We start from the raw sequence: 21,219 nt of genomic DNA, 5'->3' as shown, positions 1-21,219 counted from the left end.
TTTATTTGAGCAAAATTCGCTTGTATTCGCTGCGCTTCAGAGGTTTGGATACATATCCGTCAGCTTCTAGCTGATAAATAATGGTGGCAGCTGCATACACGCTAAAGGCATGATCAAGACCAAAGTAGTCTTGCAAAGCAGCGACGCTCACTTCCTCTTGAAAGATTTTACTGCGATTCGATAAGACAATAGGGTAGACGTTTTTAACGATTTGCTTTGAAATTTCGAGTGTTAACATATTGAATCCCTCCTGTGTGAGTGTACATAACTAAAGGTATTCAGCGCGGTGTACATTCATGAAAAAGGGAGCGATTACATTTTTAAAAGATAAAAAAAAGAGGAGTAAATGCCCATAAAATCAGATATTTTATCACTTTGTGAAACTTGTTTGAGAAGCTCAGTATTTTAGTGTATGACAAACATTTTCAAAAGTTCTATGGAATTATTAGGAGCAATTTAACCAAATCCACATATCTTAAAGTATAGCAAATGGAGGTGAAACACATGGGATACTACGGAGGTTACGGATACGGTTGTGGTTATGGCGGCGGTGGCTGCGGCGGCGGTTTCGCTTTAATCATTGTACTTTTCATCTTATTAATCATCATCGGTGCTTCTTGCTTCGGCGGCGGCTGGTGCTAATTATTAAAAAATGAGGACGATGCAACATCCACACTTTATTTCTTCAACTATTTCTTCCACAAAAGGTCTCTTCGGAATGAAGAGACTCTTTTAGTTTACTATTTATAATAACGTGTACAAACTACATGTTAAAAAAATTTATGCGTAGCTCTACATAAAAAAAGACTCTGATTGAAATCAGAGTCTTTTTACTACTTATGCTTTTTGAACGTTAGCAGCTTGAGGTCCGCGTTGACCTTCTTCAACGTCGAATGTTACAGCTTGACCTTCGTCTAAAGATTTGAATCCTTCGCTTTGGATTGCTGAGAAATGTACGAATACATCGTCGCCGTTTTCGCGCTCGATAAATCCGAAACCTTTTTCTGCGTTAAACCATTTTACTGTACCTTTTTCCATGAATGTTGCCTCCTCGTGTGCTATGCACACATTGTATTACTATCCTTGCTCATGATCAAAATCTTTAAGACGAAAGTATTCACCTATCGATTGTTGCCGAACAAAAATAATTCTTCTTATAGAATAGCAAAAGATAATGATAATTGCAAGGAATGAAGAAAATTTAACGAAGATGTTGCCTTCCTTTAACGAAAGAAAACGAAAATTATACGGCTGAAAATAAGTAAGAAAGAGCGTATCAGGTCACACTATCTCTATATATAAGAAGAAAGGGGTAGTCATATGTTTAAACAAAAAGCTGGAGAAAAACTGATTGAACTGCTAATTGAATGGGGCGTTGATCATATTTACGGCATGCCAGGAGACTCCATTAATTCAATTATTGAACCGCTTCGCAAAGTACAGGATAAAATTAAATTTATTCAAGTAAGGCATGAAGAAGCGGGAGCTCTCGCAGCAGCTGCATATGCGAAGTTAACGGGTAAAATCGGTGTATGTACGGCTATTGCCGGACCGGGAGCAATTCATTTACTAAATGGCTTATATGATGCCAAATTAGACAAAGCGCCCGTTTTAGCACTTACAGGGCAAGTAGAATCAGATCTCATCGGCAGCGATGCGTTTCAAGAAATTAATTTAGAGAGAATGTTCGATGATGTGGCTGTATATAACCAGCGAGTCATGTCCGCTGAGCAGCTTCCGACTGTTGTCAATCAAGCGATTCGAACAGCGTATGCTAAAAAAGGTGTGGCTGTGTTAACCATTCCCGATGATATTCCTCGTTTTGAAGTTGGATCAGAAGCACGAGAAACATCAAGCATAATTGTCAAACAAGACATTTTTCCCCATAGAGAAGATCTTGAAAAAGCAAAAGATTTGATTGGTAAAGCGGAAAGTCCGGTTATCCTAGCCGGTCGAGGCACACATGAAATGAGAGAAGAGCTGCTTGCATTTGCAGAAAAAATCGCAGCACCTATTGTCCTTACGCTTCCTGGAAAAGGCGCAATACCGGATGAACATCCATATTGTCTCGGAGGACTTGGATTAATCGGGACAAAGCCAGCGTATGAAGCGATGCAAGAAGCGGATACGCTCATCATGATTGGGACGTCCTATCCGTTTACAGGCTTTTTGCCAGACCATGCGAAAACGATTCATATTGATATTGATCCTGCACAAATTGGCAAAAGATATCCTGTAGATGCAGGGCTTGCGGGAGAAGCGAAAGCAACGGTTCAGTGGTTTTTAGAAAACGTTGGCCGCTCAGAGCATCGCCAGTTTTTAGAGCAAAGTCAAGAACGTATGAAAAAGTGGTGGAATCAGCTTGATACCCAAGAAGCCAAAGAAAGTGTACCTATCAAGCCCCAGCGAGTGATTCGAGCGCTTCAGCACGTAGCGGATGATAACGCGGTCTTGTCTGTAGATGTAGGAAACGTCACAGTGTGGATGGCGCGTCATTTTCGTATGACAAATCAGCAGTTTGTGATTTCAAGCTGGCTAGCGACTCTCGGCTGCGGGCTGCCGGGCGCACTTGCTGGGAAAATTGCTTATCCCGAGAAGCAGGTGTTTGCGGTATGTGGAGACGGCGGCTTTGCGATGACAATGGCAGATTTTATTACAGCTGTTAAATACAATCTTCCGCTAGTCGTAGTGCTATTTAACAATCATAAAATCGGCATGATTAAATTTGAACAAGAAGTAATGGGAAATGCTGAATTTGGGACAGATTTAACAAACCCGAATTTTGCTAGGTATGCAGATATCTGCGGAGGTGTTGGCTACCGAGTAGAAAAGGAAGACGAGCTGCTGCCGGCTTTTGAAAGTGCAGTTAGACAGAATAAACCGTGCATTATCGATGTAATCGTCGATGCAAATGAAGCGCCTATGCCAGCAAAGATTACGCTAGGGCAAGCAACAGGGTATGCCAAGCACATGGTGAAAGAATTGTTTCAAGAAGGCAAGCTAGATTTACCTCCTCTATAAAAAAGAGGCTGTGACAAAAGTATTTTAGTAAAGATCCGAACGATGAATCGAGATTCTTAATGAAGAATCAACTTCGTTCGGATTTTTTATTGATATAATGAATATAATTTAATTTAATTAACTATAAAATTATTATGTAAACTTAAATGCTAACAAATGAAAAGTAGTGATATCATATTTTTGTAAAGTGGATGAGCAAAAAAATGCCAAATTGGATGGTCTTTTTTTATAAAACTTCTTTAAGATAAGAGAGATAAAGGATAAACTACTAATAAGAAAGTTTAAATGTAAGGACTGACGCCGCATGAACTGGAGACCAGATCGCGCTAGCAAAAAAGCGATTTATAAACAAATTGCAGAATATATTGAAAGCTGTATTTCATCGGGAGCTTTTCCGCCGGATTCTATGCTGCCATCAGAACGAACGCTTGCCGCTGAGCTCAACGTGAACAGAAGCACGGTAGTAGCTGCTTATGAAGAGCTGCAGGCACTTGGAATCGTAGAACGTAAAAAAGGAAGCGGAACGCGAGTTAGTTCGAGCATCTGGGGAATTTCCCGAAAACGTATTCCAAACTGGGGGAGATATGTAGAAGACGGTTCATTTTTGCCTAATTTACCGCTCGTACAGCGAATCAGAAGCGAGGCTTTGCGAACGGATTTTGTGAACTTAGCCAGCGGAGAGTTAGCTCCTAGCTTATTTCCAAGCGAAGATTTTCAGCAAATATTAGCGGGCATGCCTTTTAATGAACATTTAGGCTATGATCATCCCCACGGCAATGAACGTTTGCGTGATGCTATTGCTGCTCATGTTCATGAGTACCGGAAAATCTCCACTGACTCCAATTCTATTCTAATTACATCAGGTGCACAGCAAGCACTTCATTTGATTGTGCAGTGTTTGTTAAAACCAGGAGATGCAGTAGCGATTGAAGATCCGTCCTATAGCTATTCACTGCCGCTCTTTCAATCAGCAGGTCTACGAACGTTTTTACTGCCTGTAGATAAAAATGGAGCCAACCCGGACGACTTAGTAGAATTACATAAAAAGCATCGCATTCGAATGGTTTTTTTAAATCCGTATTATCAAAACCCGACCGGTATTGTGTTATCAGAAGCGCGCCGAAAGCGGTTTTTAGAGCTTTCTTCAGAATACGGCATTCCGCTTATTGAAGATGATCCTTATTCACTCACGGCATTTGATGGCAATGTACATCAAACGCTGAAATCGATGGACGAGAACGGAAATGTCCTCTATATCAGCTCGCTTTCTAAAATTGTGGCATCAGGCCTTCGAATTGGCTGGATAGTGGGGCCGGAGCAAGTGATTCAGCGCCTGGCAGATGCTAAGCAGCAAATTGACTTTGGTCACAGCATCTTTCCGCAGTGGATTGCTTATCAATTCTTAGATTCTCCTACGTTTTCTTCTCATATTGCAAAGCTTAGACAAGAGCTTAAAAAGCAAGAGTATGCCCTGTCGTCGAGTCTGAACGAATTGCTTGGATCAAAAGTATCTTTTGATTCGCCTCAAGGCGGGATTCATTTATGGTGCAAAGTGAATCAGCCGGTCGATGACTATCGTCTATTGGAAGAATCGCTTAAAAAAGGAGTGGCTTTTGTCCCAGGAAGCGTGCTGAGTTCTCAAAGCGGAGCTATTCGCTTTACGTTTGGCAGAGGGGAAGAAGAGGTTATTCGAGAAGGAATTAAACGATTTGCGAGCGCCCTAGAGAGTCTGGAATAGCTATAAACATAGGTAAACGTGCCGGATGAAAGTTTTATTTTATTATTTCGTATAGATTGTTATGATCTTGTGCTATACTAAGAGTACCATTAACTTTACTTCTGTATTTGTACCGACTGGCCCTGTTGAAAAACAGGGCTTTTTTATGTTTGTACACAAAAAAACAGATCCTTTAAAGGATCTGTTTCTGATATGTTGTGTTTCTTATGCTTTTTGAACGTTAGCAGCTTGAGGTCCGCGTTGACCTTGTTCTACGTCAAATGTTACAGCTTGACCTTCGTCTAAAGATTTGAAGCCTTCGCTTTGGATTGCTGAGAAGTGTACGAATACATCGTCTCCACCTTCGCGCTCGATGAATCCAAAACCTTTTTCTGCGTTAAACCATTTTACTTTACCTTGTTCCATAATTGTTGCCTCCTCGTGCGGACTCGCACATTGTGGTACTATTCTTGCTCAAATCTAAAGACGAAAAGTGACAATACTCATACATCCCCACCGAACAAAAATAATTCTCTTATATCTTAGCAGAAATTTCCTATGCTTGCAAGCGCTTTATTTAAAAAGTATCCGTGTTTTTTTTGACAAGTTTTTTATAAGACACGTCTAAAAAATGTCACATTTTGAACATTTTAGAAAGGCTATTCTTTGTATTCGCTTTTACTGTAGTTATATAATAATGAAAATATAGTTTTTCTAAAGGTAGAAAACAAGTATAAATGTACATACTGAGTGCTGAAATGGAGTGGTAAAGATGAAAGTGGGTTTAATTGGTTTAGGAAATATGGGATTACCGATGGCGGAAAATATGATAAAAGCGGGTCATGAACTTGCGATTTATAACCGGACTGCTGCGAAGGCGGAAAGTCTTGTGAAAAAAGGAGCAAAGGTTGTAGAGACACCTGCTCAAGCAGCACAAGAAGCAAATCTTGTCTTTACAATTCTTTCAAATGACGAGGCTTTAGAAGAAGTAACGATGTCACAAGACGGTATACTTGCAGGCCTTCAAAAAGGCGGTATTCACGTTTCTGTGAGTACTATTAGCGTAGATTTATCCGAAAAATTAACAAGCGCACATGCTGCATCAGGACAGCATTTTGTTGCAGCGACTGTTTTAGGTCGCCCCGACGCAGCAGCTGCTGCGGCTCTCAAAGTAATAGTTGCAGGTAATAAAGAAGCAAGAGAGCACGTTTGGCCGCTGTTTGAAGCGATTGGTCAAACTATTTTTACTGTAGGAGACGAGCCTTACTTATCAAATGTAGCTAAGCTTGGCAATAATTTTTTATTAGTATCGATGTTAGAAGCTGTTTCTGAAGCAGTAGTCATGGTAGAACAGTATGGCATGCAAGCGGAGCAGTTTCTTGAAGTGGTTAATAGCTTATTTGCATCTCCTGTGTATAAAAATTACGGCAATTTAATTGCTAAAAGAGACTTTGATCCAGCTGGATTTAAGCTGGAGCTTGGACTAAAAGATGTAGACTTGGCTATTGATGCAGCCAAAAAAGTGTCCGCTCCGCTTCCGTTAGGAGAGCTTGTGAAAGGTCATTATGAACAAGGAATTGAAAATGGCTGGGGTCATTTAGACTGGTCCGCTTTACTAAAAACAGTTGAAGCTCTAAAAAAAGATAACTAAAAAGGCGAAAAGGAGTGCAGCCAGTGAAAGCGAAAGGAAAGTGGGTATGGATTGTATCCTTGATTTCGATTATTTCGTGTCTGCTGTTTGCAGCAGGGCTTGGAATGTCTATTTATGATTATGTTAGCGCCTCAAAAGCTACTGTAAAAGAAATGCCAAAGCCGAAGCAGGAAACAAGCAGCAGTAACAAAAACACCAAGGATTATACGATTGTCGCTTTAGGTGATTCCCTGACAAGAGGAACAGGAGATGCAGCGGGAAAAGGATACGTTGGGTATTTAAAAGATAATCTTGAAGAAAAAACGAAGAAGAAAATTCTCTTAAGTAACTTTGGAATAAAAGGTCAAACGTCTTCGCAGCTGGCAAGTCAAGTAAAGCAGCAGGAAATTCAGCGGCAGATTAAGTCGGCAGATACCGTGCTGATCACCATTGGAGGAAATGACTTATTTCAAGGTGGACAAACGCTGCAGAACTTAAATAAAAACAATATCCAAAAGCTAGAAAATGACTATTTAAAAAACGTAGACAGCATCTTAAAAAGCATCCGGTCGGCAAATAAAGACGCGACGATTTTTTTAATTGGTTTATATAATCCGTTTAGTAACCTGCAAGATGCAAAAACGACAACGGCTATTGTACGAGAATGGAATTACAAAAGCAGTGAATTAAGTGCTAATTATAAGCAAACTGTTTTTGTTCCGACCTTTGATTTGTTTCAGCTAAAGGTAGATGACTACTTATATACTGATAAGTTTCATCCGAATGCAAAAGGCTACAAGCTGATCGCAGAACGTGTAGCATCGCTTATTACGTGGTAAGGGAGGGAATGATATGAGTGAAGTAACGCTTTCAGTAAAAGGACTGAAAAAAGTAATAGGAAAACGAGAAATTATCAAAAATATTGATTTTGAATTAAAAAGAGGCGAAGTGTTCGGCTTTTTAGGACCCAATGGAGCCGGTAAAACGACAACGATTCGAATGCTTGTCGGCTTGATTCGCCCGACGGCTGGTTCCATTTCTATCTGTGGATACAGCGTATCGAAGCAGTTTACAAAAGCGATGGAGCATATCGGCTGTATTGTTGAAAATCCTGAGCTGTATCCATACTTAAGCGGCTGGGAAAATCTGCAGCATTTTTCACGCATGATTCCTTCTATGACGGAAGAACGCATTCATGAAGTTGTGGCATTAGTTGGCTTGCAAGAGCGTATCCACGACTTAGTTCGCACGTATTCGTTAGGCATGAGGCAGCGTTTAGGAATTGCGCAAGCGCTTCTCGGAAAACCAAAAGTGCTCATTTTAGATGAGCCAACGAACGGACTCGACCCATCTGGGATTCGGGACATGCGTAAATTTATTCGCTTTTTAGCTGAAAGTGAAGGTCTAAGCGTCTTAGTATCGAGTCATTTGCTGAGTGAGATTCAGCTGATGTGTGACCGAGTAGCGATTATTGCAAAAGGGGAAGTTATTCACACAGAATCGGTGAAGACCCTGTTAACTCAGCAAGAGCGCTTACTGTGGAAGCTAGATCCGCAGCCTGCGGGAATAGACGTCTTAAAACAAGTGACGGACTTTGTGCAAGTGCAGGGAGAATATGTCACGACGTTTTATGAGGAAGCTGAAGTGGGGGAGTGGAACAAACAGCTCATTCAAGCAGGAGTAACGGTAAAAGAAATGAACCGAAAGCTTCCAACTCTTGAAGATTTATTTATCGAAATGACAGGAGGCGAATCGATTGATTAGTTTGGTTCAAAATGAAATGATCAAGCTCGTTCGAAAAAAGCGCCTGTTAATCGTTACCCTTATTATGGGCGTTTTGATTTCCATGTTCACCTATGCTCAGCTTCGCGAAACGCAGCGCCTTCAAGAAAAGCTAGGAACGACCGATTGGCGCAGTACGCTGCAGCAAGAAATTATCGATACGCAAAATCGGCTGAGCGGAAGCCAAATTTCAGATGATTGGCGCAAGCAGCTTGAAATTCGCGTGGCGCAGCAGCAGTATTACTTAGATAACGATATCAATCCTTCAGAACCGGGAGCACCAACGTTTGTGCGAGGGTTCATTGAAAACGCTATTCAGCTTTTGCTGCCGCTGATGATTATGATTATTGCAGCGGATTTAGTGTCTTCAGAATACAGCTTGGGATCCATCAAGGTACTTTTGACGAGGCCTGTGAAACGGTGGAAAATCCTGCTTAGTAAATATATCACGCTCGTCATGTCCGTCTCGTTTTTAATTTTAATGTTTGGCGTGTTGTCGTATCTCATTTCTGGCATTGTATTTGGATTTAAAGGCTGGACAGCCCCGATTCTTACGGGGTTTAGCGTGCAGGGCAATGATTTGAATACAGCGGACGTTCATTTAATTTCGCAGTGGAGATATATTTTAATGGAGTTTGGCCTTGCTTGGTTTGTATCACTGGTGGTTGGAACGCTTGCTTTTATGCTGTCCGTTTTAATTAAAAGTACAGCTGCGGGTATGGGTGTGATGCTTGCTTGTTTGATTGCAGGTACGATTTTAAGCAGTATGGTTTCTTCGTGGAATTCAGCTAAGTACTTGTTTATGGTCAATTTAAATTTAACTTCTTACCTGCAAGGCACAGCTCCTCCGACTGAAGGAATGACACTAGGGTTTTCCTTGGGTGTTTTAACCATTTGGGGACTTGCCGGGCTGCTCGTGTCGTTTCTGGTATTTACCAAAAAAGATGTGTACTAATTCCATATAAGTTGACGATAATCAGGAACGTACGTTATGATTGTGTTAACAAAAAATGCTGTTTTGCTCAAAGGGGAGTAGCTCTTGCAGTAAAGTCGTCATTTCGAGATTATTATCTCCGGCTTTATTGACAATGTAAATTGTTAGCGAGACCTTTGCCAATGTTGCCATTGGTAAAGGTCTGGATACAAACACCTTTACCACATATGGTAAAGGTGTTTTTTGTTATTTCAAAAGAAGAGAGGAGCTTAAAAATGTCAAAACTATCGAGACTGTTAAAAAGCCCCGCTGTAAAAAAAGGAATAAAAAAAGCTGTACCCATTATTATGAAAGAGTTAAAGAAACGAAAATCGAAAAGAAGATAGCAAAAAAGAAAATAAGAAAGGTTGAGTGCTAAGTGAAAAAGTGGATGCTAGTCATATCAACTGCTGTTCTTTTTATGGTCGGCGGCTGTTCTTTTCTTGAAGATACAAGCAGTACGCTGAACTACGCAAACGATGCGAAAGATTACGTGAGTGAAGCACAAAAGTTTGCTGAAGAAATACCGCCTCTAGCGGAAAAAGCTGTTAATGACGATGAGGCAATAAAAAAGCTAGAGCAAAAGCTGCAGGAAATGAAAGGGAAAGCTGAAGAATTTAACCAAACCAAAGCTCCTGACATCGCTTCTGATGTGCACGATCAGCTTGTTCAACAAAACGAAAAAATCATTAGTGGAATTGAAGCGTATGAAGCCAATATAAAGGATGGCAGCTTCAATCCGGAAGCGCTAAAAAACAGTGAATTGTTTCAATCAATTCAAGATGTATCAAGTATTATGAAACAAATTAAAGAATTAGGTCAGTAAGAAAACGCGGCTGAGAAAAAAGTATGTTAACCAAAGAACATCCGAACGATGAATCAAGATTCTTGATGGAGAATCAACTTCGTTCGGATTTTTTTATTTGTAGGGTGAACGTAGGTTTCATGTGTATAGATGCTTTAGATTGGATTGATATAGTAGGTATGTCTTATAACTCAACCTCGTTTCCATGTTATAAATGTAAAATTATATAAATATATCTATTTGTTAGAAGACAAAAACCTCCTCTTTCTTTTTTATATCTACGAAATTTTGTTAGAAGCTGTGACAAACTTAATGTCTGCTTTTCATATCCTATGTATAGTACATATATACACACCGCTTGAAATAAATTTTTTTTGAATGAAAAGAGAGCGTGGGAATGTTGATTTATTAGGTAATAAGACTCATTTAAAAAGGAGGGTTCATCCAATTAATAAAAACTATAGTCCTTTGTTTTAAAGAGAGAAACTAAAAAAAATTTTTCGGTTTACAAAAAGTTAATAAAACGCATACAAATGGTTTACTAAAAAATCAAAAAATTTACATCCTTTATAAATCTTTTCTGCTATACTATTTTTGAACAGTTGCTAGATTTATAGCGATGATAACTTACTTGAAAGGTGAATGGTAGATGAAAAAGAATACTCGCAGTAAAACGAAGAAAATCCTTTCCACATCACTGGCACTTTCTCTATTATCGATGCCTCTTTTAACTACACAAGCAGGAGCGGAAGAACGTCATCCTGGACAAAGCTCACAGCAAAGCAAGCATCAAGGCCATAATAAAAAAGATGCGCTTGTGAACATACGCCTGATGGAAACAACCGATGTTCATACGAATCTATTAAACTATGATTATTTCAAAGACGCCCCTTATGAAAAAGTAGGTTTAGCTAAAACCGCTACCTTAATCAAAAATGCTCGAAAAGAAGTGAAAAACAGCTTATTAGTAGATAACGGAGACCTCATTCAAGGAACGCCTCTAGGCACGTATAAAGCCAAGATTAACCCGCTGAAAAAAGGTGAAGTTCATCCTGTATTTAAAGCAATGAATCAGCTGGATTACGATATTGCAACGCTTGGAAATCATGAGTTCAACTATGGATTAGACTTCTTAACAGAAGCGTACAACGATGCGAACTTCCCTTACATAAATGCCAATGTCTACGTTGATGATCATGACAACAACCCAAAAAATGATAAAAATAAATTTACGCCTTATAAAATTATGAATAAAAAAGTCGTCGATGAAAATGGAAAGAAACGAACGATTAAAGTTGGTTTTATTGGCTTTGTACCGCCTCAAATTAACGATTGGGATAAAGCAAACCTTGATGGGAAAGTCATTACAAAAGGCATTGTGGAAACAGCCAATAAGTACATTCCAGAAATGAAGAAAAAAGGCGCGGACGTAGTTGTCGCGATGGCTCACTCTGGGTTTAGTAGCAACAAGCAAAATACGGAAGATGTCATTTACTCATTAAGTGAAGTAAAAGGCATTGATGCTATTACGTTTTCGCATACGCATAAAGTCTTCCCTGCTAAAACGGAAGCTTCGCTAGACGGTTTGTTCCTTGGAGCAGATAAAAAGCCTCTTCCTGGCGTTGATAATGCAAAAGGAACAATCAACGGCGTTCCCGCTGTCCAAGCAGGTTACGGCGGAGGATCACTTGGTTTAATTGACTTAACGTTAAAAGAAGAAAAAGGAAAATGGAAAGTAGTAAGCTCTCAATCGTCTACGCGTGAAACGTATAAAGACGTAAAAGATGCATCAGGGAAAACGGTTACGCAAAGTACGGTAGAACCGGATAAAGGTGTTGTTAAAGCAGTTCAAAAAGATCACGATGCAACGGTTAAATATGTGAACACACCAATTGGTAAAACGACGGATGATATTCACAGCTATTTTTCTCTTGTAAAAGATGATCCATCTATTCAAGTTGTAACAAATGCACAAAAAGATTACGTAGAAAAATACGTTTCTCAAAACAAGCCGGAATATAAAGACCTTCCGATTTTATCAGTGGGAGCACCTTTTAAAGCAGGAAGAAACGGCGTCGATGAATATACAGAAATTAAAAAAGGTGACTTAACGATTCGAAGCGCAGGCGACCTGTATCTGTATGACAATACGTTAAAAGCGGTTAAAGTAAAAGGTTCTGTTGTAAAAGACTGGATTGATATGTCTGCCGGTAAGTTTAATCAAATTACACCGAACAAAACAGAAGAGCAGGAATTATTAAACCCAAGCTTCCCTGTTTATAACTTCGACGTAATCGATGGCGTTCAATATCAAATTGACGTCACAAAACCAGCAAAATACGATGTGAATGGAAATGTCATTCACGCAGATTCAAGCCGAGTTGTTAACTTAACGTATAACGGTAAACCGGTTGACCCGAATCAAGAGTTTATTGTTGTGACAAATAACTACCGAGCTGGCGGAGGCGGAAACTTCCCTGGTCTAAAAGGAAGCGAGCTTGTAGTTGATTCAGCGGATGAAAACCGTCAAATTCTCATGGACTACATTACCGAGCAAAAAGAAATCACGCCAACAGCTGACGATAACTGGTCCATTGCACCAATTAACGGAACAGCTAACGTGACGTTCACAAGCTCACCGCGCGGAGAAAGCTATTTAACTGAAGGAAGCAACATTACGTATACAAATAAAACGGACGACAAAGGATTCGGCATTTACAAAATTAATTTAAACGGCGAATCCAAAGATAATACAAAGATTCAGCTGTTAGGTATGAACGACCTGCACGGTCAGCTCGATACAGATACAAAAATCAATTCAAATGGCCAAACGCTGTTAGCTGGAAATATGAAGTATACGGCAGCAGCTATTCGTAAACAAGAAGCTGAAAATCCGAATACGCTTTTAGTTCATGCTGGAGATATGATTGGCGGAAGCCCGTTAGTTTCAGCGCTGTTTCAAGATGAGCCAACGGTTGAAGTGATGGAATCACTTGGATTTGATGTAGGTACGCTTGGAAATCATGAGTTTGATGAAGGCATTGCTGAGCTTCACCGTATGATTGAAGGCGGAAACCATCCAAAAGGCACAAAAGGATACGACGGCATGAATTTCCCGGTGGTAGCGGCAAATGCTTATGATACTTCAACTAATAAATTAATTACGGAACCTTACGCAATAAAAGAAGTAGGCGGCAAGAAAATCGGCTTTATCGGCGTTGTAACACAAGAAACGCCAAGCATGATCGTTCGTAAAGGAAATGAAAACTTAAAAATTACGGACGAAGCAGAAGCGATTGATAAATATACGGCAGAGTTGAAAAAGCAAGGTATTAAAGCCATTGTGGTACTTGCTCATAATCCATCTAATCAAAACGGAACTCCTACTGAATTTGATGCAGCGGATATCGCTAAAAAAGTTGATGATGAAGTTGACGTGATCTTTTCAGCTCACAATCACGTATACAATAACAAAGTAGTAGATAACAAACTAATTGTTCAAGCTTATTCATACGGCTCAGCGTTTTCTGACGTAGACGTTGAAATCGACAATACGGGTGACATCGTGAAAAAGGATGCAAAAATTGTGACCGTATATCAAAAAGACTATACGCCAGATCCTGAAGTTTCAAAGATTATGCAAAAATATGAAGACTTAGCGGCACCTATTAAAGCAGAAGTGGTTGGGAAGTCATCTACTGATTTAGCAAAAGGCTATCCGTCTAGCGGGCCAACAGGCGATATCGCGCTTGGAAACTTAATTGCTGACGGTATGAAAGCAGAAATGAACGCTGACTTTGCTTTAATGAATGGCGGAGGCGTTCGTTCACAGCTTGATGCAGGTGACGTGACATACGGCGATTTATTTGCGATTCAGCCGTTTGGCAACGTCTTAAATAAAGTAAAGCTAAGCGGAGCGGATTTAGAAACGGTGCTGAATAACCAGATTACCTCATCCGGACTCGACTTTCATGTTGCAGGCTTTAACTATACGTGGGACAGTAGTACTAATAAAGTAGTCGATATTACGCTGCCAGATGGAAGTAAAATCGACAAAGAAAAAGAATACACGGTAGTAGTGAATAACTATATGTACGGAAATGAAAAGTATGGTATTGGTGCACTTTCTTCAGATATGGAAGTGGGACCAGAAGATTTACAAGCAACGGTAAACTATATTAAAACACTTAAGAGCCCGTTTGAATACAAAGCTGAAGGCCGTATTCAAAACGTGGCAGCTGCTAAAACAGCTGAACAGCAAGAACCTACTTTAAAAATAGCTCAATAAGCCAAAAAAGGCTGTCTCATAACTCGGATTTCCGGTTTAGAGACAGCCTTTTTTTAATAGTTTAACTTAAATTTTAAACTCTCAGTCAATGAATTTACGTTAGAAAACATAGCTTAATTTTTGAAACAATCACCAAATTGTGGTATTCTCTCCATAAGAAGACTTACGTAAACGTTAAAAATAGTATCACAGATTTCACTATTTTTTCATTTATCTACGCTATTATGTAAAGTTATATAGAACCTGTAAAAGAACGTGTTCGCTATAGTAAAGGAGTAAATAAAAGTGGCTATTAATCTACAAAAAGGGCAGAAAATTGATTTAACAAAAGGAAGAGAAGGGTTATCTTCTATTACAGTTGGATTAGGATGGGATCCTGTAAAAAAACGCAGCTTTTTTGGTTTTGGAGGAAGCGGACCAGAGATTGACTGCGATGCGTCTGTTCTTATGCTCAATTCGAACGATAAGCTTGTAAGTAACTCAGCCGTTGTGTATTTTGGGAATCGTCACAGTAACTGCGGGAGCGTTAAGCATTCAGGCGATAATCTTACCGGAGCAGGTGAAGGGGACGATGAACAAATTTTTGTTAATTTAAAAAATGTTCCTGGAAACGTACATAAACTTGTGTTTATAGTCAACATCTATCAGTGTGTTGAGCGAAACCAAGATTTCGGTATGATTAAAAATGCTTTTATTCGTGTTGTGGACAGCGCTAAAAACGAAGAGCTTATCTATTTTAATCTATCTGAAGACCATTCAGGAGCAACAGCTTTATTTGCAGGTGAAATTTATCGAGACGGGAATGAATGGAAGTTTTCAGCAACTGGAGATGCAACGAGAGATACTGGATTAGGAGAAATTGCAAATAAATATACAAAATAAACAACTTGAAAAGAGGGAATAAAATGGCTATTAATCTTTCAAAAGGACAAAAAGTAGATTTAACAAAAACGAATCCAGGATTAACAAACGTAGTAGTAGGTCTTGGATGGGATGTAAATAAGTATGACGGTGGAAACGATTTTGATTTAGATTCATCTGTCTTTTTATTAAACGGAGCAGGAAAATGCGCTTCAGAATCTGATTTTATTTTTTACAATAATACGACGGGTGCAAACGGAGCAGTTGAGCATACCGGAGATAACCGTACAGGCGTAGGCGAAGGAGACGATGAGCAGGTTCAAGTAGATTTGAAAAATGTGCCTCAATCTATTGAACGTATTGCGTTTACCATTACGATCCATGAAGGGGAAGCACGCGGTCAAAACTTTGGCCAAGTAAGCAACGCCTACGTTCGTATTTTAAATGCAACAAATGACGAAGAGTTAATTCGTTATGATTTAGGTGAAGACTTCTCGATCGAAACAGCGGTCGTGGTAGGCGAGCTGTATCGACACGGTGGAGAATGGAAGTTCAATGCCATTGGCAGCGGCTATCAAGGCGGCTTAGCGGCACTTGTAAACGACTTTGGTTTAAACGCCTAATCATTAAAGTAAGAAAATGTACGGAGGATGTTTTTATGTCAATTTCTTTATCAAAAGGTCAGCGCATTGACCTAACCAAAACGAACCCAGGCTTAACAAAAGTAATAGTAGGTCTTGGGTGGGATACAAATAAATATGCTGGGTCTCAGGACTTCGATTTAGATGCATGTGCATTTTTAGCCAATAAATCAAGCCAAGTTGTAAATGACGAAGAGTTTGTTTTTTACAACAATTTAAAAAGTCCAAACGGAGCTGTGGAGCATACCGGTGACAACCGTACAGGTGCAGGAGATGGAGACGATGAGCAAATCGCCGTTGATTTTTCTCTTCTTCCTGACCACGTTGAAAAAATCGGAATTAGCGTCACCATTCACGACGCAGATGCTCGAGGACAAAACTTTGGACAAGTATCCAACGCGTTTGTTCGTCTCATTGACGCCGAAACAAATGAAGAAGTGCTTCGTTATGATTTAGGCGAAGATTTTTCAATTGAAACAGCTGTTGTGGTGTGTGAGCTATACAAGCACGGAAACGATTGGAAATTTAATGCCATTGGCAGCGGTTTTTCTGGCGGATTGGCCGATCTTTGCCGGAACTACGGATTATCCGTATAAAAAAGGCATGCGATAAATGAAAAAGAAAGGGTGCTTTAACGAGTACCCTTTCTTTTTAGCATGTATATGTCTGAAAAGAAAGGAGCTGTAAGGTGTGAGTAAATTAATTGATCCTCATATGATTAATCTTAACGAGCAGGATGGAACTTCTCTTTTTTCTAAAGATGTTTCTCTGCGAGGTGACTTTATACAAAATGAGCAGCAAACTACCTATAAACAAGTGGCAGGCAGATATTTAGGCACTCATCTTGATGCGGACGAGTACGCAGCTTTTCTTTATGAACTTGCACATTCATCACCATCAATTATTGTCTTGCAAGATAAGCTTGATAAGTCCATTTCTAATGATAGATTAAAAGAAGTACAAACGATCCTTAAAATTAATCAAGAAGAGCGCGGTCTTTCTGTCAATCGGCTATTTGCTTTTTTAGAAGGAAAAAAGCTGATCGTGAAGTCAGAAAATCCCGCTATACATAGAAGAGTACGTGAAAAATTTATTGAAACGTTAACTTGTTTTAAAGAACAGCACGCAGAGGGCTTTATGGACGGGCATTTTCAACGCGTATTAATCGATTTAATAAAGTGGCAGTGGAATCATGTAAAACCTTGGATGGTCGATAAAGCATTTCCTGAGCACGCGCCTCGCATCATGTGGTATGGGGATGCGAATAAAAGCGAGCAGTATTTTTTCCATTATTTAATTTTACTAGGTTTTGACGTCCTTACCTTTCATCCAGAAGGAAAGGATAATTTAAAAGAAGTAGATAAGAATCAGCATTTAACAACGGTTTATACGTTTCCTTCTACTAGCTCGCTTGTATCTTTTCCAACGGATAAACCGGTTCGAAAAGGTACGGTAGCATTTAGAGCTTCACAAGAAATTGAGCAAGTGCTTCATTCAGAGGAGTCCATGCTGTATAAACCGTGGCAATTTCGCTTTTACTTTCCTGCTTCAGTTACTCTTAAAACAACGTATGATGAGATCTTTTTATTAATGAGAGAACGGGCGTTTATCCGTCCTAATTTTGAAGTGTCAAAGCCATATGTACACGTGCCGGTCCTATTTTCAAAAGTACTTGGTATTTCTAAAAACCGAAAAGAGTACTGGAGTAAAGTGCATGAGCTCATGCAAACGGAAAATGAGTTAGCTCTGACGATTGGTTCTGTTCCTTTTGCCAAAAAGATAGAGGGGAATAATCACTTTCATTATCAAGGAGCTCTCGGAAGTGATGGGACGCTCAGTCCAGATAAAATGATTGAAAGCAACTGGTGGCGCTATAAAGAGCTGCCTATCGGGCTTCAGCAAGGGCTTGCTGAAGCTATTTCTAGGTATTGTGCACATCCAAAGCTTCTTCGGTTGGATCATGAAGATGCGTATCAGCATCAAATGTATTTGTTTAATCAGTCTTTGAAGCTTCCAAACAACGTGCTTCGTATGCTTCAAAAGTTTGATTATACGCAGCATGTACCCCGTCTCATTATTTATCATGGAAATGAACATGAAACGTTTACGCGTGAAGATGCAGCTTTACTGCTTCTGTTAAATGAGTTCGGCGTTGATATTGTTCTCTTTAATCCGACGGGGCAACTGGATATAGAAGCGTTCGTCGAAGAAAAGTATTTCGATATGCACTGGCTAGAAGATATTAGCTTTAATGAAGAATTCAAAGAGCCCTCGCTCATTCAAAAATGGTTAAAACGAATCTTTTAAAGAAAGAAGGGTTTTTAAATGGCAACAAACGAATTACAGCCTTTAGATGTAAACGAAGCCGAAGAAGTTTTAGAAACAAAGCCTAATGAAGTAAAAGCAAAACTGCGAGAAGAGCCGGAAGTACGTCGCTTAGCAGAACAAATTGATTATAAAAATCAGCTGGCTCTGCTTGAATACGGAAAAGAAACAGCCAATGAAATTTCCTCGTTTTCCGGAAAAGTGCTTAGTACAATTAAATCGTCTAGCATGGAAGAATCAAGTCAATTATTAAAGCAGCTTGGAAAGATTATGGATAAATTTGATGCAAAGGATTTTGTTGAAGATAAAGGGTTTTTCTCTAAGCTTTTTAAACGCGGTCAAAAAATAGTGGACAAGCTGTTTCAAAAATATGAGACGATGGGCTCTGAAATTGATAAAGTATATGTTGAAATCACAAAATATGAAACTGAAATGAAGCACTCAACCACAACGCTTGAACAGCTTTACGAGCAAAACTATCAGTATTACATGGAGCTTGAAAAATACATTGTAGCGGGCGAATTGAAAGTAGAAGAGTTAAAACAAGAGCTAAAGGTGCTTGAAGAAAGAGCGTCGAGTGGAAATCAGCTGACGGCAATGGAGCTTCAAACCTTAAAAAACGCAGTTGAGCTGATGGAGCAGCGATTATATGATTTAGAAATGGCAAAACAAGTATCTTATCAATCCGCTCCTCAAATCCGCATGCTGCAGCGAGGAAATACAAAGCTGATCGGCAAAATCAATTCTGCGTTTATTACAACGATTCCTATTTTTAAAAATGGACTTATTAACGCAATCGCAGCAAAGCGTCAAAATTTAGTAGCCGAGTCGATGAACGAATTAGACAAACGTACAAATGAACTGCTCATTCGAAATGCAGAAAATATTTCACAGCAAAGCGTTAAAATCGCTAAAATGTCCGGTGCCCCTAGCGTAAAAGTAGAAACGATGGAGCAAACGTGGAATATTATTATGAAAGGAATGCAGGAAACAAAAGCAATTGAAGAGGAAAATAAACGCCTTCGTGAAGAAGGATTTGTTCGCTTGGAGCAATTTCAAGAAAACTTCAAGGCGCTTGAACATAAGATGTAACGAAAAAGCGGGAATCTTTACGATTCCCGCTTTTTTTGCCTATACGTTTGCTAGAAGTCTGAACCATAAGCGATTAGTGAAAAGCGTGAAAGGGTATCAGATATAAAAGAAGTATTATCCAAAATAAGATAGTTATTTCCAGAAGGCGTTTGCGTACTTTTATAATTTAAGTTAAAAACGTAAAAAACTTAATTATTTTAAGTATTTTTGCTGGTTTTTAACTTTTCTTTGCGCTATAATTAGCTCATATCAAAGTAAAAAAGGAGGGTATTCGGGTGTATCAAGAGCAGCGCATGAGTGGGATTATTGAATACCTTCACACACACCGCACAATTACATTAGACGAAATTTGCGATATGTTCACCGTTTCAAAAGATACGGCGAGACGCGATTTAGTCAAGCTTGAAGAAAACGGCGAGGTTATGAGAGTTAAAGGCGGAGCGACGCTATCGTCAAGTCATATTATTGATTACAGTGAACGGACGCCTACCAAAGCGAAAGAACAAATTGCTAAAGAAGCAGCTTCGTTAATGTCGGAGGGGTATGACGTGCTTTTAGATACGTCTTCTACCATCGCACTGATGGCGAAGTATATGGATGTAAAGCATGTCACCGTTATTACGAATTCCATTGATAATGTGGATTTGCTCGATCAATATACAGCGTGTGATACGTTTTTGCTGCCGGGCAAGTTTAACGGGAAAAACCGTAACGTCACCGGGCCAAGAACGATTTCTACGTTGCAGGAATACAAAGTAGATCAGCTGTTTTTAGGTACGTGCGGCGTTGGTGCAGATGGTATTACATCTCCAAGTGAAGAAGAAGCGTTTTTAAAAAGACAGATGATTCAATGCGCAAGACAAGTGATTATGCTTGCGGATCATACAAAGTTTGAACGTGAATTTTTACATCGAGTATGTGATATGAGCGACATTGATATCCTAATTACAAATAAAGCGCCAGAAGCGGATGTAAAAGAAAAAATAGAACAAAATCAAGTGCAGCTTATCGTAACAGATTTTGATAAAGGAGAGGAAACACAATGAAGAAAATAAAAGTAGGATTAGTAGGATACGGATTTTCAGCAACGGTCTTTCACACGCCGCTTTTAAGCGTGTTAGAAGAATTTCATATTTCAAAGGTAATGAGTTCAAATCCTGAAAAAGTAAAGAGTGACTTAGAGGATGTTGAAGTAGTGAGCACTCTATCTGAACTTCTAGAAGATGACAGCATTGATTTAGTTATTATTACAACGCCTAGCGGCATGCACTATGAAATGGTGAAAGACGCACTACGCGCAGGCAAGCATGTAATTGTTGAAAAGCCAATGGTCGTATCAGAAAAAGAAGCAAATGAATTAATTCAATTAGCAAAAGAACAAGATGTTCAACTAAGCGTCTATCATAACCGCAGATGGGATAATGATTATTTGACAGTGAAACAGCTGATTGAAGAAGGGAAATTAGGCGACGTTAAAATGTATGAAGCTCATTTTGACCGCTATCGTCCAGCTGTTCGAGACCGCTGGAGAGAGAATGAAGGACCTGGCTCAGGAGCGCTTTACGATTTAGGCTCTCATTTAATTGACCAGGCCTTACATCTTTTTGGAATGCCTGACTTTGTTCAAGCTGATGTGTTTGGGCAGCGAGATCATGCACGTACGGATGATTACTTCCACGTAGTGCTTGGATACGGTTCTCTTCGCGTTATTTTGCATTCAAGCGCTATTGTGCCAAGCAACGGGCCGCGCTTTCAAGTTCACGGAACAAAAGCAAGCTATATTAAATACGGGATTGACGGCCAGGAAGATATGCTAAGAGCCGGCAAGAAGCCAGTGGATGATACGTGGGGAGCCGAGAGCCCTGAGCACTATGGAAAGCTGACAACTGGCGAAGGTGAAACGAAAGAAATTCAAACGCTGCACGGTTCTTACGTAATGTATTATCAAAAAATTGCCGACAACCTGCTTCGAGGAGAAGAGCTTCCGGTTTCAGCAGAAGAAGCTCGTGACGTAGTTAAAGTTATCGAAGCGGCATTTGAAAGCAGCAAAGAAAAACGAGCGGTTTATTTTAACTAAGGAGCGA

The 21,219-nt window shown here is 39.6% G+C and carries 19 protein-coding genes; 16 read left to right on the top strand and 3 right to left on the bottom strand.

Features of this window, described 5'->3' with window-relative positions; genetic code table 11:
• Position 1: 1 nt before the first annotated feature.
• Positions 2-238 (bottom strand): hypothetical protein, encoded by a 237-nt coding sequence (locus SB717_RS14640; protein WP_014459745.1) that lies wholly within the window; start codon positions 236-238, stop codon positions 2-4.
• Between the two features lie 266 nt (positions 239-504).
• Between SB717_RS14640 and yjcZ the strand changes: the two genes are divergently transcribed.
• Positions 505-642, top strand: a complete 138-nt coding sequence (gene yjcZ, locus SB717_RS14635) for a sporulation protein YjcZ (RefSeq protein WP_013057409.1) — start codon at positions 505-507, stop codon at positions 640-642.
• A gap of 195 nt (positions 643-837) precedes the next feature.
• Here yjcZ and SB717_RS14630 read toward each other — a convergent pair whose 3' ends face one another.
• Positions 838-1,038: a cold-shock protein gene (locus tag SB717_RS14630; protein ID WP_013057408.1), complete on the bottom strand. Its 201-nt coding sequence runs from the start codon at positions 1,036-1,038 to the stop codon at positions 838-840.
• Between the two features lie 282 nt (positions 1,039-1,320).
• Between SB717_RS14630 and SB717_RS14625 the strand changes: the two genes are divergently transcribed.
• The gene (locus SB717_RS14625) at positions 1,321-3,021 is read left to right on the top strand and encodes a pyruvate oxidase (RefSeq protein ID WP_074680699.1); all 1,701 of its coding nucleotides are present in this window, start codon (positions 1,321-1,323) and stop codon (positions 3,019-3,021) included.
• 304 nt (positions 3,022-3,325) lie between these two features.
• Complete coding sequence (gene pdxR, locus SB717_RS14620; protein ID WP_074680702.1) at positions 3,326-4,759, top strand: MocR-like pyridoxine biosynthesis transcription factor PdxR; 1,434 nt, start codon at positions 3,326-3,328, stop codon at positions 4,757-4,759.
• A 204-nt stretch (positions 4,760-4,963) separates the two neighbouring features.
• On the opposite strand, the gene SB717_RS14615 is transcribed toward pdxR, so the two are convergent.
• Positions 4,964-5,164, bottom strand: a complete 201-nt coding sequence (locus SB717_RS14615) for a cold-shock protein (protein WP_013057405.1) — start codon at positions 5,162-5,164, stop codon at positions 4,964-4,966.
• Positions 5,165-5,510: 346 nt separating this feature from the next.
• On the opposite strand from SB717_RS14615, the gene SB717_RS14610 reads away from it, so the two are divergent.
• The 13 genes from SB717_RS14610 to SB717_RS14550 all read left to right on the top strand — a co-directional run bounded on the left by SB717_RS14610 (position 5,511) and on the right by SB717_RS14550 (position 21,212).
• Positions 5,511-6,389: an NAD(P)-dependent oxidoreductase gene (locus SB717_RS14610; RefSeq protein WP_410904031.1), complete on the top strand. Its 879-nt coding sequence runs from the start codon at positions 5,511-5,513 to the stop codon at positions 6,387-6,389.
• 23 nt (positions 6,390-6,412) lie between these two features.
• Positions 6,413-7,207, top strand: coding sequence for an SGNH/GDSL hydrolase family protein (locus SB717_RS14605; RefSeq protein ID WP_074680707.1), 795 nt, complete (start codon positions 6,413-6,415; stop codon positions 7,205-7,207).
• 13 nt (positions 7,208-7,220) lie between these two features.
• Positions 7,221-8,132, top strand: a complete 912-nt coding sequence (locus SB717_RS14600) for an ABC transporter ATP-binding protein (RefSeq protein ID WP_074680709.1) — start codon at positions 7,221-7,223, stop codon at positions 8,130-8,132.
• Positions 8,125-9,105: an ABC transporter permease gene (locus SB717_RS14595; protein ID WP_045291810.1), complete on the top strand. Its 981-nt coding sequence runs from the start codon at positions 8,125-8,127 to the stop codon at positions 9,103-9,105. The genes SB717_RS14600 and SB717_RS14595 overlap by 8 nt, the downstream gene beginning before the upstream one ends.
• Before the next feature lie 397 nt (positions 9,106-9,502).
• Complete coding sequence (locus tag SB717_RS14590; RefSeq protein ID WP_028408237.1) at positions 9,503-9,949, top strand: DUF6376 family protein; 447 nt, start codon at positions 9,503-9,505, stop codon at positions 9,947-9,949.
• Between the two features lie 628 nt (positions 9,950-10,577).
• Positions 10,578-14,216 (top strand): multifunctional 2',3'-cyclic-nucleotide 2'-phosphodiesterase/3'-nucleotidase/5'-nucleotidase, encoded by a 3,639-nt coding sequence (locus SB717_RS14585; protein WP_410904030.1) that lies wholly within the window; start codon positions 10,578-10,580, stop codon positions 14,214-14,216.
• A gap of 285 nt (positions 14,217-14,501) precedes the next feature.
• The gene (locus SB717_RS14580) at positions 14,502-15,098 is read left to right on the top strand and encodes a TerD family protein (protein ID WP_074680717.1); all 597 of its coding nucleotides are present in this window, start codon (positions 14,502-14,504) and stop codon (positions 15,096-15,098) included.
• Between the two features lie 23 nt (positions 15,099-15,121).
• On the top strand, positions 15,122-15,700 hold the full coding sequence (locus SB717_RS14575) for a TerD family protein (RefSeq protein WP_025751616.1): 579 nt from the start codon (positions 15,122-15,124) through the stop codon (positions 15,698-15,700).
• 35 nt (positions 15,701-15,735) lie between these two features.
• Positions 15,736-16,314, top strand: a complete 579-nt coding sequence (locus tag SB717_RS14570) for a TerD family protein (protein ID WP_013057395.1) — start codon at positions 15,736-15,738, stop codon at positions 16,312-16,314.
• 94 nt (positions 16,315-16,408) lie between these two features.
• Positions 16,409-18,025, top strand: coding sequence for a YceG family protein (locus tag SB717_RS14565; RefSeq protein WP_410904029.1), 1,617 nt, complete (start codon positions 16,409-16,411; stop codon positions 18,023-18,025).
• Positions 18,026-18,043: 18 nt separating this feature from the next.
• Entirely contained in the window at positions 18,044-19,135 is a 1,092-nt protein-coding gene (locus tag SB717_RS14560) for a toxic anion resistance protein (protein WP_410904028.1), read from the top strand.
• Between the two features lie 275 nt (positions 19,136-19,410).
• Positions 19,411-20,181, top strand: a complete 771-nt coding sequence (locus SB717_RS14555; RefSeq protein ID WP_074680723.1) for a DeoR/GlpR family DNA-binding transcription regulator — start codon at positions 19,411-19,413, stop codon at positions 20,179-20,181.
• The gene (locus SB717_RS14550) at positions 20,178-21,212 is read left to right on the top strand and encodes an oxidoreductase (protein WP_410904027.1); all 1,035 of its coding nucleotides are present in this window, start codon (positions 20,178-20,180) and stop codon (positions 21,210-21,212) included. The genes SB717_RS14555 and SB717_RS14550 overlap by 4 nt, the downstream gene beginning before the upstream one ends.
• The last annotated feature ends 7 nt before the right edge of the window (positions 21,213-21,219 follow it).

The organism is Priestia sp. SIMBA_032 (assembly GCF_046535215.1).
Classification (GTDB): domain Bacteria; phylum Bacillota; class Bacilli; order Bacillales; family Bacillaceae_H; genus Priestia; species Priestia aryabhattai.
This window is presented reverse-complemented; position numbering and strand designations above follow the sequence as displayed.

What these genes read in the sequence shown, in the direction of transcription:
- SB717_RS14570 (WP_013057395.1), top strand. Translation starts at nt 15,736, where the DNA reads ATGTCAATTTCTTTATCAAAAGGTCAGCGCATTGACCTAACCAAAACG.
- SB717_RS14615 (WP_013057405.1), bottom strand. Translation starts at nt 5,164, where the DNA reads ATGGAACAAGGTAAAGTAAAATGGTTTAACGCAGAAAAAGGTTTTGGA.
- SB717_RS14640 (WP_014459745.1), bottom strand. Translation starts at nt 238, where the DNA reads ATGTTAACACTCGAAATTTCAAAGCAAATCGTTAAAAACGTCTACCCT.
- SB717_RS14550 (WP_410904027.1), top strand. Translation starts at nt 20,178, where the DNA reads ATGAAGAAAATAAAAGTAGGATTAGTAGGATACGGATTTTCAGCAACG.
- SB717_RS14610 (WP_410904031.1), top strand. Translation starts at nt 5,511, where the DNA reads ATGAAAGTGGGTTTAATTGGTTTAGGAAATATGGGATTACCGATGGCG.
- yjcZ (WP_013057409.1), top strand. Translation starts at nt 505, where the DNA reads ATGGGATACTACGGAGGTTACGGATACGGTTGTGGTTATGGCGGCGGT.
- SB717_RS14630 (WP_013057408.1), bottom strand. Translation starts at nt 1,038, where the DNA reads ATGGAAAAAGGTACAGTAAAATGGTTTAACGCAGAAAAAGGTTTCGGA.
- SB717_RS14625 (WP_074680699.1), top strand. Translation starts at nt 1,321, where the DNA reads ATGTTTAAACAAAAAGCTGGAGAAAAACTGATTGAACTGCTAATTGAA.
- SB717_RS14600 (WP_074680709.1), top strand. Translation starts at nt 7,221, where the DNA reads ATGAGTGAAGTAACGCTTTCAGTAAAAGGACTGAAAAAAGTAATAGGA.
- pdxR (WP_074680702.1), top strand. Translation starts at nt 3,326, where the DNA reads ATGAACTGGAGACCAGATCGCGCTAGCAAAAAAGCGATTTATAAACAA.
- SB717_RS14585 (WP_410904030.1), top strand. Translation starts at nt 10,578, where the DNA reads ATGAAAAAGAATACTCGCAGTAAAACGAAGAAAATCCTTTCCACATCA.
- SB717_RS14575 (WP_025751616.1), top strand. Translation starts at nt 15,122, where the DNA reads ATGGCTATTAATCTTTCAAAAGGACAAAAAGTAGATTTAACAAAAACG.
- SB717_RS14560 (WP_410904028.1), top strand. Translation starts at nt 18,044, where the DNA reads ATGGCAACAAACGAATTACAGCCTTTAGATGTAAACGAAGCCGAAGAA.